Origin of the sequence: Claveliimonas bilis (assembly GCF_030296775.1) — a bacterium.
Lineage (GTDB): Bacteria > Bacillota > Clostridia > Lachnospirales > Lachnospiraceae > Claveliimonas > Claveliimonas bilis.
Genome location: NZ_AP027742.1, coordinates 938,603 through 951,980, shown reverse-complemented (window position 1 = coordinate 951,980; position 13,378 = coordinate 938,603). Strand labels below are relative to the sequence as shown.

The following is a 13,378-nucleotide window of genomic DNA, read 5'->3' as shown; positions in this document are numbered from 1 at the left end:
ACTCTCCCTTCCCGGCATATCTTGCCTTTCACATCAATACGCAAAGAAAGACGCAGCCTAAACCGCATCACTTCTTTGCACACTGCCATGTTCCCTTAAAATCATTCAAAATTCTTTTCAATCAACGCACAGTATTCCTGAAATGCAGCTTCCTCCGCAAACACAGACTGGAGCGCATCTCTTATTCCTTTGTAATACCAGCCGATCATCTTTTTATCTTTCATGCGAAAACGGTTCCAAAGGTCTTCCCCGACTTTAGGGTAATCCCTGTCAATGTCTCTCATATTTGACAGTTTATCTGCCAGAGCGATCATCTGCACCTCTCTTGGGGCCTGTCCGATTGAATGGATGGTTGCGCTTTTCCTTTCCATCCATGTCTTTGATTTATCTTCGCTCTCCCCCAGCACCATACCGGCTACTCTGGGGGAAAATTCCAGCGCCAGGACATCTGCCGTGACCCCCTCACAATCCTCTATGGTATCATGCAGCACTGCAGCGCTGATAATTTCTTCATCCTTCGTCATTCCTGCCACGATTTCTCCCACTTCAATCGGATGGACGATATAAGGACGTCTTGTGCCTTTCCTTAGCTGTCCCTCATGCGCCTTTGTCGCAAATTGAATTGCCCGCTCTATCATATTCATACCTCTTTTTCATCCTCTGAATCCACTTTACATGCCTACATCATAGCACCTGTACTGATAAATAGCAACGCATAAATGACCTGCAATCAGATGAATTTCCCGTCAAAATGTGTTACTATGTTATATATTGGACAGCAGATCCTTCTGCTGCCCTTCTGATTTTTTCAAAAAGGAGCTGTCATATGAAAACATACACTTCTTCTGCCGAACATTTTGTGTTGATTACCGGGGCTTCCCGCGGCATCGGAAGAGCATGCGCCCTTCTTTTTGCCCGTATGGGATGGCATATTTTTCTCAACTGCCGCCGCTCTTTCCTGGAGCTTCAGGAAGTAGAAAAGAAGATCCAAAGCGAAACTCCCGGAAGCTGCACGATTCTCCCCGGTGATGTGGGGAACCCCGAAGATGTGCGGCAGATTTTTGATGCAATTTATCAGATATGTCCCTGCCTGGATGTTCTCATCAACAACGCCGGCATCGCCCACATCGGGCTTCTCACGGATATGACTGATCAGCAGTGGCAGGATATTATCAACACAAATCTTTCTTCTGTATTTTATTGCTGCCGCAGTGCCGTTCCCCCTATGATAACAAGAAAACAGGGTCGGATCATCAATATTTCTTCCATGTGGGGAACCAGCGGCGCTTCCTGCGAAGCTGCCTATTCCGCTTCCAAATCAGGAGTGCACGGTCTGACACGGGCGCTGGCAAAAGAGCTGGCCCCCAGCAACATTCAGGTAAACGCTGTCGCATGCGGCGTCATTGATACTGCCATGAACAGCCAGTTGGACGCCAGGGAACGGCAGGCGCTGGAAGAAGATATCCCTTCCGGCAGATTCGGCCGCCCTGAAGAAGTCGCCCGGCTTGTCTGGGATCTTTCCCAAGCTCCCGATTATCTCACCGGACAGATCATAGGAATAGACGGAGGGTATATCTGATGATATACCCTCCCTTTTCTTCTCTTTATTTTACCAGCCTCTGGATCTTTTTACTCTCCTCTGTGCCTGCAGCACCGAGAAGCTCAAAAAGCAGGGCTTCATATGTTGTCAGCACAGCTCCTTCCTCCTGTGCGCGCAGAATCGCCATCTCTTTGTCTGTATCTTTTCTGCTGGAAATGCAGTCTGTCACAAGAACCGGAATATATCCGTGCGCGCGCAGATCGATCAAAGTCTGCAGCACACAAATATGGGCCTCTATTCCGCACAGGATAATATATTTCTTCTCCTGTATGGACGGACATTCTTTTAGAACATCTTCATAAGCGCTGAAGCGGATCTTCTCCACAAATTCCTCTGTCCGGGCAGCCTCCCTGATCTCCTTTACAGTCGTACCCAGCCCCCTGGTATACTGCTGGGTCAGAAATACAGGCACATCCAAAGTGCAAAGTCCTGCAAGAAGGATCGATGAATTTTCGATGAGACCTTCTTTTCCCGACATTGCCGGAACCAGTTTTTCCTGGTAATCAATTACAATTGCTGCTGTATGTTCGCGTTCTATTTTCATATCTACTCCATCTCCAATACAACCGGGCAGTGATCCGAGCCCATGATATCCGTCAATATTTCCGCACTTTTCAAACGGTTTTCCAGGCATGCAGACACACAGAAATAGTCAATGCGCCACCCTGCATTCTTCTCTCTTGCTTTAAACCGGTAGGACCACCAGGAATAAATACCCTCCTGATCCGGATAAAAATAACGGAAGGTATCAATGAATCCTGCATCCAGAAGGGCGGTAAATTTCTCCCTCTCCTCGTCAGTAAAACCTGCATTCTTTCGGTTTGTCTTAGGATTTTTCAGATCGATCTCCTTATGAGCCACATTCAGATCTCCACAGAAAACAACCGGCTTTTTCTCTTCCAGCTTCTTCAGATAAGCCAGGAAATCTTCTTCCCAATGCATCCGATACGGCAGCCTGGCCAGCTCATTCTGTGAATTGGGAGTATATACCGTAATAAAATAGTAGTCAGGAAACTCCAGAGTGATTACCCGGCCTTCCTGATCGTGCTCTTCTATTCCGATTCCATAGGATACAGAAATGGGTTCCTCCCTGGTAAATACCGCTGTGCCGGAATACCCCTTCTTCACCGCATAGTTCCAATACTGGTGATATCCCGGTGTTTCAAGGACAAGCTGTCCCTCCTGCATTTTTGTCTCCTGTATACAGAAAATATCTGCGTCCGCTTCTTTAAAAAAATCCATGAAGCCTTTCTGCACACACGCGCGGATCCCATTTACATTCCATGAAACAAATTTCATCTTTTGTTCTCCCTTCTGTCGTATCTGCCTGTGGCAGGCGGCAGTTAATAATATACTTTTCTTAAAAACAATCCCCTGGCCGGAGCAAGGAATCCGGCAAGACTTCTGTCCTCCGCTGCGATCACTACCGGAAGCTTGGATGCATCTCTCCTGCCTGTCCCCACTTCCAGCAGCGTTCCTGTCAGGATCCGCACCATATGATACAAAAATCCCGAACCATAGTAGGTAATCCGCACCTTTTCTCCGGAACGTACGATCTTGATATTATAAATTTTACGTACGGTATCATTTGTATCTTTATTATCTGTAAAACTGACAAAATTCTTGACACCGATCAGATATTTTGTCGCATCTCTCATTGCCTCTATATCCAGTTTTTCGGGATAATGATAACAATATCTGCGGGAAAATACATCCGGCTTCTCCCTGCAGTCAATATAGTATTCATACTTTTTTCCCTTTGCGCTTTTTCGGGCGTGGAAATTGTTTTTCACCAGCTCTACTTTCAAGATACGGATATCTTCCGGCAGATAGCGATTCAGAGATTCCTTCAATTCTTCCGGATCGTAGAGTCCTGACAACTTTACACTGGCCACCTGTCCTCTGGCGTGTACGCCGCTGTCTGTCCTCCCGGATCCGTCCACCTGAACCCGGTATCCCACAATTTTTCCAAGGCTCCACTCTATGATATACTGGATCGTATTGTCTGTGGTCGCCTGCCGCTGCCATCCCTGGTAACGGCTGCCGTCATAGGCAATCGTCAGCTTATAGTTTCTCATATCACTCACCCAATCTATCTGAATTTCCATTGAAATTTTTATAACAAAAGAAGAAGCCATTTCATGCTTCTTCTTTTATCTTATCACTTTCCCCGGGGATACGCAATTCATTTCTTAAGCATTTCCCCGATCCAGAATTTTCTTTATTTCATCCATGAATGTGTTGACATCTTTAAATTCACGATATACGGAAGCGAATCTGACATAGGCCACTTCATCCAGTTTTTTCAGCTCATCCATTACGATCTCTCCAATCGTGCTGCTGGGAATTTCTTTTTCCTCAAGGCTGAAAATTTCTGTTTCAATGTGATCGATACATTTCTGTATCTCTTCTGCTGAAACCGGCCGTTTATAGCAGGCACGAAGTACTCCCGATTCTATTTTCCCGCGGTTATACTGCTCTCTGTTATTATCCTTCTTAATGATGATCAGAGGGATCGTTTCGACTTTTTCATATGTAGTGAACCGTTTTCCGCAGACGTCGCAGGAACGTCTTCTGCGAATGGAATTTCCGTCCTCCGCCGGTCTGGAATCGATCACTCTGGTATCCGGATGGCTGCAATATGGGCATTTCATCTTGGCTTACGTCCTTTCTTCTGATTATATCTCCAGTATATAACCCCCGAATAGAAATTGTCAATTTTTTTACTTTTGTCTGTGGTGTTTTTCTTCATGTACTTCTACCAGAATAATATCCGGACCGATTTTCTGGATGCAGCAAAACGGAATTACATATTCCCCGCCGTCTCCAAACCATCCGCACAATTTCCCCCCTTTGGGGACAATAATGGATTCTATACATCCGCTGCATTCATCAAAGACAAGATCCGCCACATACCCTAACTTTCTGCAGTCGCATGCATTGATCACTTCCTTTTGCTGAAAGTCGCAAAGCCGCATTTTATCACCTCTTCTGCTATTTTATGCAAAAAAGGCAAATAGGTGTTAAGGCGCCATCACTTTTTCACTTTTAAAGGCACGGGCAATACAAGCTGTAAGTACTCCTCCTACAACCAGTGTTTCCGCCAGCGTTACTATATACTGCATCACCGTAATGTCTTTTGCCAGGATTCCCTGCAGCGCCAGTGCACTGTTGTAGATCGGAATGTAATACCTGGAAGGATCCGGCGTTCCGGTCTGGAACATAGTGAGAAGTCCGATTACAAGGACAAGCATATAAACCGGCGTAATATAGCTGGTTGCCTCTTTTGTTGTCTTCGCAAATACGGAAATAAGCGCTACAATAGCTGCATATAAAAATGCGATTGCAACAAGGAGAAGAGCCAGCATAACCGTCTGTTCCACATCCATCTGCAGATTCAGGCTTCCGCCGCTTGTTCCTGTCATGGATCTCATCATCAGCGGCATGCAGATAACCATTACTGCTACATAGATCAGGGAAGAAATCCCCGATATTACCATAAGGGCAAATACTTTTCCAAGTACAATAGAAGTCCGCTTGATAGGAGCGACCAAAAGGCTCGCCATAGTTCCCCGCTCTTTTTCACCGGCAATCATATCTGCACCGATTCCCATAGCTCCTGCAAACAGCAGTATTGTAATAAAGTAAGGAAGCATCAGCCCAAGGGCTTTTCCGCTTGCTTTATCCTCATCCTGTATTTCCATCCTGTCATTGTCTGAATTTACGGTGAATACTATAGTTGCCTCCGCATTTCCCATTCTTCCTGCCAGAAGCACCTGACGGTAAGCTTCCAGAGTTCCTCCTGAAATCTCCTGGTAAGCCTGTGCGGAATAATCTTCTGATGGATTATAGTAAGTCTTGATCTGTGGAATCTCATCTCCCGACTCGTACTGACTGATCGCAGAATCAAAATTTTCCGGAAATTCAATAATTAGATCGGCCGTTCCCTGCAGGATTTCATCTTCTGCCTGCTTTCTTTGTCCGTCATTTTTCACCTCTTTCAGATCGTAATCATACTCGCCTGACTCTAAAAACACCTGAAAAGTTTCCGGCTGATTCTGAATATAGACAATTTCCTGATGTTCTTCCAGATCCTCTTCCATATTCTCTGCAAGATTACTGATGATCGTAAGAATCACTACCATGATAAGAACCGGCAGCAGAAAGACAGAAAATACCATTTTCCGGTCTTTAAAAATTCTCGCCATCTCTTTTCCGAAAATCTGTTTTATGCCGTTCATCTACATCTCCCCCTTCCCTGCTGCTGTATACAATTGAAAGAACGCGTCTTCAAGATCATGGGCTCCCGTGCAGGAAAGGAGTTCATGAAGCGTCCCCTCCGCTTCTTTCTTTCCATCAATGATCATGCCGATGCGGTCACAAAGCTTTTCTGCTTCTGACATAATATGCGTAGAAATGATCACTAATTTTCCTTCTTCCTTCAATTTCTTCAGATAATCTGTCACGCCTCTGGCAGTCACAATATCAAGACCGTTTGTAGGCTCGTCAAAAATAACGATATCCGGATCATGTACCAGACTTACTGCAATGGCAGCTTTCTGTTTCATACCGGTGGACAGCTCTTTGATCCTCTTATGAGCAAACTCTTCAATTCCAAAATAAGAGAAAAGTTCCTGTCTTCTCTTTTCCAGCATGTCTTCCGGCACCTTATGGAGTCTTCCGAAAAACCGGAACATATAATCCGGGTCAAACTGCTCGTCCAGTTTAATATCACTTGTCAGGAAACCGATACGCCTCTGTACCTCCTCCGGCTCCTCCTGAACCTCATGCCCATCTACATAAATCTGCCCCTCTGTGGGTTTAATGATCGTTGAAATACAACGCAGGGTTGTCGTTTTCCCTGCCCCATTCGGACCCAGGAGACCATATATTTCTCCCGGCTTTGCAGTGAGACTTAAACCGTCCACCGCTCTTTTATACGGATCTTTTGTATGAGATTCCGCCATCTGTTTCTTGTTCAGCTTATAAATTTTTGTCAGATTCTTAATCTCAACCATGTCTGCTCTCCTCCCTCTATTGTGTCACTGACTTAATACAAGTATATACCCTCCCCCGAGAAATTTGTCAATAGAAAAATGTATTCTGTTAATAAAAAAACACTCTGCCATCTGCAATTTCCGCATTCTGACAGGGTGTTTTCTTTTGTTTTTTATTTTCTCAAACCAGGTACTCTTATTTTATGATCGTTCCTGTTCTTCCCCGCAGTCCGTCTTTCAGTTTTTCCAGAGAAGTAATCAGGGCGATCCTTCCTTCCCGCTTTTCAATAAATTCCACAGAAGCCCGGAATTTCGGCAGCATATTATGTTTGCCAAAATGCCCTTCTGCCATATATTGTTTTGCTTCTGCCACGGAAATGCATCCGATCTCTGACTCATTTGGCGTATCAAGATTAATTCTTACTTTCTCTACACTTGTGAGAATGATCAGCTCATCCGCGTCAATCTCTTCTGCCAACTTGCCTGCTGCCAGGTCTTTTTCAATGACGGCACTTGCTCCTTTCAGACGATGATCCAGCTGCATTACAGGGATTCCGCCTCCGCCGCATGCAATGACCAACTGTCCGGCATCAATTAATGTTTTTATTGCATCAATCTCTACGATCTTTACCGGGTTGGGTGCTGAAACGACCCGGCGGAAACCTTTGCCCGGCTCTTCCACCACATAGTTTCCTTTCTTTTTCTCCTCTTCCGCTTCTTCTTTCGTCATATAACGCCCCAGTACTTTTGTAGGAGTATAGAACGCTTCATCATAGGGATCAACAATCACCTGTGTAAGGATTGTGCTGACTGTGCGATAAATCCCCCGGTTCAACAACTCTTCCCGGATGGCATTTTGTAAGTCGTACCCAATATACCCCTGGCTCATGGCTGAGCAGACAGACATTGGAGCCGGAGTATAATCCTGATGCACCTTTCCAAATTCGTTCATTGCAGTATGGATCATCCCCACCTGCGGGGCATTGCTGTGCGTGATCGCAACCTGATATCCTTCCTCCACCAGTCCGGCAATTGCTTTGGCAGTATGCTTTACCGCCTCTTTTTGTTCTGGCAATGTGGTTCCCAGCGCCCGATGTCCCAGGGCAACTACAACTCGTTTCTTCATATATGTGTCTCCTTTGAATTTCCACGTATTTTTCACTGTTGGAATAACTGTTGAAATATAAGAGAATTATATTATTTTTCATGTAAAATTGCAACTTCTATTCCTTTTTCCCGTAAGATTTTCATAATCATTCAGCCTTGATTTTTCTCACAGTCATGCTATACTTTTCTTATGGGGTATTAGCGCAGTTGGGAGCGCGTCACACTGGCAGTGTGAAGGTCACGGGTTCAAGTCCCGTATACTCCATTTTTTGATGCCTTTTATTATTTGCTGATATTCCACATACCGCAACTCTCACAGTTTCTTCTTTTTCCTTAGCAAATGTCTTACTCCGATTCCAATGCCTGCCGCTGCCGGCAGCGCAAGGAAAAAAGTCACCGGATCTGCTGCATTGCTGCTGTCTTTTTCTTTCTTTTGTTCATCCTTTCCAAATACTTCCCTCTCCAGTCCGAGTGCCTTTTGAACCGGTCCTAAAAGTTTTTGAACCGCCGTCTCTTCCGGCACAATTTCGATCATCACTGTCTCCACTGCCTGATTCTTCGCTTCATCTTCCGCCTGGACTTCGATCTCGTAAATACCGGCACCTCTCACATTCACAGAATGGCTCCGGCTCTTTTCCGCCAGCACTTCTCTCTTTCCATTTACCTTAACTGCCGTAAGCCAGTCTTTCTCTCCTCGGATACGAATATCGGCATTGGCTTCTGTCTCATACGATTTCCCGTCTGTGATTCCCCGGATCAAAATATCCGGAGCTGTGTGATCGATGGTAAAATCAGCCCTCGCTTCCGACCGGTTACCTGCCTGATCTACGGCTTCTACCTTCATCTGATGCCTGCCTTCTTTTGTCAGAGACTGTCCCGGAAAATAAAATCTGCCATCTACCGTCATAGTGCAGGAGCAACTGGTAAAGTCCTGTATATATTCTGTCTCTGGATAATTCCAACAAAATTCTTTAAGATACCTTCCATCCATTTCACTGACTTTTGAGATTACAGGTGCCTTTTTGTCAATGACAATCTGTGCCTTTGCCCCGGCTGCAAATCCCGCCATATCCTCTGCCTGAAGTTCCAGCTGATATTTTCCTTCCTCTGTCAGCTTCTGACGATAAACCTTCTTTCCTTTCTCGTCAGACCAGCCTTTGTTTTTGCTTAATGTTTCTTTTCCTTCCGGATCGCTTCTCACAATACGCACATCTGCTGTCTTTAACAGATTATCATCGGAAACCGTAAAAACAACTTCTGTATCCTTCCCCGTAACCGTATAATCTGCCACGCCCTTTATTTCAGCAATAGGGAAAGCACGGTCAATAAAGACCCTGCCCTCCCAGCTTGCGGCATTTCCGGCATAATCCCAGGCCACTATGCGGATAGCAACTGCCTTGCCGCCGCTGGAATGCTCTCGGATCCGAAATTCCGCCTTCTCTTCTGCCGCATTTACTCCATCAATATTTTCTGTTTTCTGTCCATTTACATAGCATACAATGTTTTTTACCCCACTTCCCAAGGCTCCGTCTTCTGCTGTCACCTTCGCACAGGCTTCGTACTGCTGCCAGGCTGTATCCGGAAGCTGCACCGCCATTATTGGTGCTGTTGTATCAACTTTAAATTCAATTTGCTGATGCCGGATCTTTTTCCCTTCATCTTCCATCCATATTTCCAGAATACTGGTCCCTTCCTGAAATTCCTCCGGAGAGATCACCGCAACGCTTCCCCCTTCCTTCAGACGTCCTTCCTTTTTTCTGTCTCCGGACTGGAGAGAAAATACTGTCTCCCCTCTTTTCCCCGGATGTGTGATCTTTACAGTTGGAGGCGCCGTATAATACAAAGTCTCTCCTTCCGGCTTCTCATACTCTACCCGGTAGAGGACAAGGGGATCCGGCTCGGCTTCCTCCCCTTCTTCCTCTTCCCCATTCTCCTGCTCCTCCCCAATCTCCCGGACATCCCGGCTGTCCGGATCCTGGGCAAAAATGTCCTGCTGCCGGTACAAAACCGCCAAAAGCAGAATAAGTACCAGAAGCTGCCCTGCTATCTTCCTACCCATACATTCTCTCCTTCCACTTTTATATCATAGATTGCCTTCAGCTTCTTAAATTCTTCGTCTGAAGCAATTCCGGGAACCTCCTTCAGATATTTCTGTATGGTCTGCGCACATATCTGCCGATCCGTGCCGCTGTTCTGACACTGCATACGGATAAACTGTATCCGAAGCGTCCCGGAATCCTTTAACTCTTCTATGCCCTGACTGCAGACCTCCCACGCTTTTTCCTGATCGTTGTTCTTTTCATATAGAAGCACCAGCTTTTCATAGATCTGTTCCCTTTGCTCTGAACTTTCCTCCATATCCAGAAGCTCTTCATATACTCCGGCAGCATTCGCGATTTCCTCTGTCTGTTCATACGCCGCTGCCAGCTCTCTTAAAATCTCTTTCTGTTTCCGGCCTTCTTCGTCTTTCTCCTTCCATCCTTCCAGTTCCAGACAATGTGTTCCGATCTCTATCACCCGCCTTTTGGCACTTTCTGCTGTCAGATGCCTGTATCCCCTAAGCAGACTGTAATAATAACGAAAGTCTTCCCTGTCCGGTATCTGCTCTTCTATCTGCCCCAGGAGATCTGCCAGCTCTTTTTCTTCCATTTCCTCCCCGGAAGCCAGATAGGCGGAAAGTTTTTCATAGCATGCGCCGAGAGGTTCCGTCTTTGCTGCCCCGGCAAAAATTTCTCTGCTTTTTTCATAGTCTTCCAGATCGAGAAAATACAGAAATCCCAGGTCAAATCTAAGTTTTGTCTCCTCCTGTCTGTCTAAAGTATCTTCTACCTGCCTCGGTTTCTCACTTTCCCGATCCTCTGTCTGATTTTGCGCTTCTCTTTCCAGCTGTTTTTTCATTCTGCCTTTGCCGTCCAATACACTTCTCCCCACGCCGAAAAAAAGGATCAGCAACACTGCTGCCAATATTGGAAAGAGCAGCTTTTTCTTTGATATTCTTTTATTCTCACTTTGTATTTTGGAAAATTGATCTGATATTTCTTGAAAATTATGATACTGTTTTTTGAATTTTCTTTCAGTCTCCCGACCGGGATCCTGACTTAAACATACGGCAATGATCCTTTGAAGTCTCCGTCTGTCCCTCCTGCATATGGGAGGCGCGGTATCTGCTGCCGCAAAAACATACTGATAAGTTCTTCCCAGACTATAAATATCATCTGACATACTGATTCTTTGGTAATGCTTGTTATCTTCTCTCTGGAAACTTTCCCGCACTTCCCGCCTTCTCATCTTTTTCAAAAGCTCTTTTTGCTTTCCGCTTTCCAGATTAAGAAGATGTACCGTTCCTTCGGAACCGATAATAATGCTGAAAGGGTTCACATACTGAAAACAGGGATTCCCCCGGCATCGATGGAATTTCTCCAGTTCTCTCGGAATCTCTTTCATCCAGCGAAGAAGAAGCTCCTGTGGCACAACAGGGTGGTGTTTCAAATACGCTGCAAGGGTCACTCCCCCAACGCAGTCCGTACTGGCGTAGCACCGCCCCTGATTTTCCACAAGCTTCCACACTTCATATTCTGTCTGTTCCTGCATCCGTTCACCTCCTATTTACATAATTTTTATTATATGTTAACTTATTTGTTGTTCGGATGCAAGCATTTTTTTCATTTTTCTAATGATCCGTTTCAAGATTCTGCTGCTGAAGTTTTTTCATCTGTTGCATTTCCCGCCGGATCAGTATAACAGTTGTAATAAAAGCAATGGTATCTGCTGCCGGTCCGGCATACAGGATTCCGTCAAGCCCCATAAACAGCGGAAGGATCAGAATGAAAGGAATCAGAAAAATGACCTGCCTTGTCATAGACAGTACAAGACCTTTTACCGGTTTCCCAATGGCTGAAAAGAAATTAGATGAAATAACCTGGACTCCATTGGCAATTACCATAAAAAGGAAAATCCTCATAAACCGCACTGCAAATTCAAAATACAATTGATCTCCCGTTCCAAAAAGAGAAATGATCTGATAGGGGAAGAATTGAAACAGGATAAATCCAACTGCTGATATGGCCAGATTGGCTCCGATCGCCAGCTTGTATGTCTGCCGCACCCTGTCGTACTGTTTCGCCCCATAATTGAAACCGATAATGGGCTGCGACCCCTGAGAGATTCCGATCACAAAAGCAAGAAGGATCGCGTTTGTCTTCATTACAATCCCACAGGCAGCCAAAGGAATTTCCATGCCGTAAGCCGAATCTGCCCCATAGAAGGTCAGAGAATTATTCAGCACAATCTGAACAAAAGTAATAGCCAGCTGATTTAAACTGTTGCTCATTCCAAGAGATGCTGTTTTTCCACACTCCTTCGGAATCAGCCGTATGTCTTTTCCTTTGATTTCCACACTTTTGAATTTCCGGATATACAAAACTGCTGCAATAAATGAACAGAACTGGCCGATGATCGTCGCCCAGGCTGCCCCTGCAACTCCCAGATGAAAAACAAAAATAAAGATCGGGTCAAGGATCGTATTGATAACCGCACCGATCAGCATACACGTCATGGAATATTTGGGACTTCCGTCAGCCCTTGCCAAATTGCTCATGCCATTCGTCACGATCAAAAAAGGCATGCCAAGTGCGATAATCCGCGTATATTCTTTCGCATAGGGCATAATCTCCGCGGTGGCTCCAAACACAGTCAGGAGAGGATCCAGAAAAATCTCAATTACTATAGCATATATGATGCCAAAAACAACCATCATACTGATTCCGTTCCCTACCACCCGAGCTGCGTCTTCCTTCTCTCCGGCTCCCAGATGAAGGGAAAAGCGGGATGCACTTCCAATTCCGATCAAAAGGGCAATGGCAAGACAAATGGTCGTAAGAGGGTAGGAAACATTTGTTGCCGCGTTTCCGAGATATCCGACCCCCTGCCCGATAAAGATCTGATCCACGATATTGTAAAGCGAACTCACTACCATGGCGATAATGCTTGGAATCGCAAATCCTCTTAGAAGTTTTGATATTTTTTCGTATCCCAATGGGTTCTCTTGTTTTGTCATTGTCTCATTCCTTATCTTTATTCTTTCATTTTTATAATCTGTACAGCTCCGATCCTCCGGGCTTCCTCCTCTTTATGAGTCACAAAGATCACCGTTCGTCCTGTACATTTCTCTTTTGTATATTCTATTACTTTCTGCTCTGTCTCCTTATCCAGTCCCCTAAAAGGCTCATCCAGAAACAGGATGTCATAGGGCGCAAGAAGGGCACGCAGGATTGCCACCCTTCGTTTCATTCCTCCCGACAGCTGGCTGACCATCTGATCTTCACTTCCGGTTAGATCTACTGCCCTCATTTCCCGCAGGATTTCTTCTCTCGTCTTTTCCGGACAGACAAGGCGAATATTTGCCAGCACACTTAAATTTTCACACAGCCTGTCCTCCTGAAAGACAGCGCTTTTTCTTAAACCTCCCATCCCCCGGCATTCTCCCTCGTCTGCTGTCTCTAATCCCATCATGATCCTAAGGAGGGTTGTTTTTCCGCAGCCTGATCTTCCCATAATGCAGGTTATTTTTCCCCGCTCTGCTTCCATGGAAAATTCCTTCAGCACCTGATTGCTTCCATAACGTTTTCCAAGTCCTGTCACTTTTACTGCTGTTTTTTTCATCTGCTTTGTTTTC

The 13,378-nt window shown here is 45.4% G+C and carries 14 protein-coding genes and 1 tRNA gene; 2 read left to right on the top strand and 13 right to left on the bottom strand.

Translation table 11 applies throughout. The annotated features are described in order from the left end of the window. Positions 1-101 precede the first annotated feature (101 nt). The gene (locus R2J37_RS04610) at positions 102-638 is read right to left on the bottom strand and encodes an HD domain-containing protein (protein WP_230107544.1); all 537 of its coding nucleotides are present in this window, start codon (positions 636-638) and stop codon (positions 102-104) included. 188 nt (positions 639-826) lie between these two features. Between R2J37_RS04610 and ymfI the strand changes: the two genes are divergently transcribed. After that, complete coding sequence (gene ymfI / locus R2J37_RS04605; RefSeq protein ID WP_316266309.1) at positions 827-1,579, top strand: elongation factor P 5-aminopentanone reductase; 753 nt, start codon at positions 827-829, stop codon at positions 1,577-1,579. Positions 1,580-1,604: 25 nt separating this feature from the next. Here ymfI and R2J37_RS04600 read toward each other — a convergent pair whose 3' ends face one another. From R2J37_RS04600 to arcC, 8 genes are all read right to left on the bottom strand, one after another. Next, on the bottom strand, positions 1,605-2,144 hold the full coding sequence (locus R2J37_RS04600) for an isochorismatase family protein (protein ID WP_316266308.1): 540 nt from the start codon (positions 2,142-2,144) through the stop codon (positions 1,605-1,607). 2 nt (positions 2,145-2,146) lie between these two features. Continuing rightward, positions 2,147-2,899 (bottom strand): exodeoxyribonuclease III, encoded by a 753-nt coding sequence (gene xth, locus R2J37_RS04595; RefSeq protein ID WP_316266307.1) that lies wholly within the window; start codon positions 2,897-2,899, stop codon positions 2,147-2,149. A 44-nt stretch (positions 2,900-2,943) separates the two neighbouring features. Beyond that, positions 2,944-3,678 carry a tRNA pseudouridine(38-40) synthase TruA gene (truA, locus tag R2J37_RS04590; protein ID WP_230106896.1) on the bottom strand — a complete coding sequence of 245 codons (735 nt, stop codon included), beginning with the start codon at positions 3,676-3,678 and terminating at the stop codon, positions 2,944-2,946. A gap of 114 nt (positions 3,679-3,792) precedes the next feature. Then, a complete protein-coding gene (nrdR, locus tag R2J37_RS04585) occupies positions 3,793-4,254 on the bottom strand; it encodes a transcriptional regulator NrdR (RefSeq protein ID WP_230106897.1) in 462 nt (153 codons plus the stop codon). 69 nt (positions 4,255-4,323) lie between these two features. Further along, positions 4,324-4,578: a PRC-barrel domain-containing protein gene (locus R2J37_RS04580; protein WP_230106898.1), complete on the bottom strand. Its 255-nt coding sequence runs from the start codon at positions 4,576-4,578 to the stop codon at positions 4,324-4,326. Positions 4,579-4,623: 45 nt separating this feature from the next. Further along, on the bottom strand, positions 4,624-5,841 hold the full coding sequence (locus tag R2J37_RS04575; RefSeq protein WP_316266306.1) for an ABC transporter permease: 1,218 nt from the start codon (positions 5,839-5,841) through the stop codon (positions 4,624-4,626). Continuing rightward, positions 5,842-6,618, bottom strand: a complete 777-nt coding sequence (locus R2J37_RS04570) for an ABC transporter ATP-binding protein (RefSeq protein WP_230106900.1) — start codon at positions 6,616-6,618, stop codon at positions 5,842-5,844. It abuts the gene before it with no gap. 175 nt (positions 6,619-6,793) lie between these two features. Next, positions 6,794-7,723: a carbamate kinase gene (arcC, locus tag R2J37_RS04565; protein WP_230106901.1), complete on the bottom strand. Its 930-nt coding sequence runs from the start codon at positions 7,721-7,723 to the stop codon at positions 6,794-6,796. A 173-nt stretch (positions 7,724-7,896) separates the two neighbouring features. Here arcC and R2J37_RS04560 point away from each other — a divergent pair. Further along, a tRNA-Ala gene (locus tag R2J37_RS04560) sits at positions 7,897-7,969 on the top strand. Positions 7,970-8,017: 48 nt separating this feature from the next. Here R2J37_RS04560 and R2J37_RS04555 read toward each other — a convergent pair. From R2J37_RS04555 to R2J37_RS04540, 4 genes are all read right to left on the bottom strand, one after another. Beyond that, positions 8,018-9,763, bottom strand: a complete 1,746-nt coding sequence (locus R2J37_RS04555; RefSeq protein WP_316266305.1) for a hypothetical protein — start codon at positions 9,761-9,763, stop codon at positions 8,018-8,020. Then, a complete protein-coding gene (locus R2J37_RS04550; protein WP_316266304.1) occupies positions 9,748-11,295 on the bottom strand; it encodes a tetratricopeptide repeat protein in 1,548 nt (515 codons plus the stop codon). Before R2J37_RS04550 ends, R2J37_RS04555 begins: the two co-directional genes overlap by 16 nt. A gap of 79 nt (positions 11,296-11,374) precedes the next feature. Further along, positions 11,375-12,760, bottom strand: a complete 1,386-nt coding sequence (locus R2J37_RS04545; protein ID WP_316266303.1) for an MATE family efflux transporter — start codon at positions 12,758-12,760, stop codon at positions 11,375-11,377. A gap of 17 nt (positions 12,761-12,777) precedes the next feature. Then, entirely contained in the window at positions 12,778-13,365 is a 588-nt protein-coding gene (locus R2J37_RS04540; RefSeq protein WP_316266302.1) for an ATP-binding cassette domain-containing protein, read from the bottom strand. Positions 13,366-13,378: the final 13 nt, after the last annotated feature.

Coding starts and splice junctions, on each gene's coding strand:
- R2J37_RS04610 (WP_230107544.1), bottom strand. CDS start 638: ATGATAGAGCGGGCAATTCAATTTGCGACAAAGGCGCATGAGGGACAG.
- nrdR (WP_230106897.1), bottom strand. CDS start 4,254: ATGAAATGCCCATATTGCAGCCATCCGGATACCAGAGTGATCGATTCC.
- R2J37_RS04550 (WP_316266304.1), bottom strand. CDS start 11,295: ATGCAGGAACAGACAGAATATGAAGTGTGGAAGCTTGTGGAAAATCAG.
- xth (WP_316266307.1), bottom strand. CDS start 2,899: ATGAAATTTGTTTCATGGAATGTAAATGGGATCCGCGCGTGTGTGCAG.
- R2J37_RS04600 (WP_316266308.1), bottom strand. CDS start 2,144: ATGAAAATAGAACGCGAACATACAGCAGCAATTGTAATTGATTACCAG.
- R2J37_RS04540 (WP_316266302.1), bottom strand. CDS start 13,365: ATGAAAAAAACAGCAGTAAAAGTGACAGGACTTGGAAAACGTTATGGA.
- R2J37_RS04580 (WP_230106898.1), bottom strand. CDS start 4,578: ATGCGGCTTTGCGACTTTCAGCAAAAGGAAGTGATCAATGCATGCGAC.
- ymfI (WP_316266309.1), top strand. CDS start 827: ATGAAAACATACACTTCTTCTGCCGAACATTTTGTGTTGATTACCGGG.
- truA (WP_230106896.1), bottom strand. CDS start 3,678: ATGAGAAACTATAAGCTGACGATTGCCTATGACGGCAGCCGTTACCAG.
- R2J37_RS04575 (WP_316266306.1), bottom strand. CDS start 5,841: ATGAACGGCATAAAACAGATTTTCGGAAAAGAGATGGCGAGAATTTTT.
- R2J37_RS04545 (WP_316266303.1), bottom strand. CDS start 12,760: ATGACAAAACAAGAGAACCCATTGGGATACGAAAAAATATCAAAACTT.
- arcC (WP_230106901.1), bottom strand. CDS start 7,723: ATGAAGAAACGAGTTGTAGTTGCCCTGGGACATCGGGCGCTGGGAACC.
- R2J37_RS04570 (WP_230106900.1), bottom strand. CDS start 6,618: ATGGTTGAGATTAAGAATCTGACAAAAATTTATAAGCTGAACAAGAAA.
- R2J37_RS04555 (WP_316266305.1), bottom strand. CDS start 9,763: ATGGGTAGGAAGATAGCAGGGCAGCTTCTGGTACTTATTCTGCTTTTG.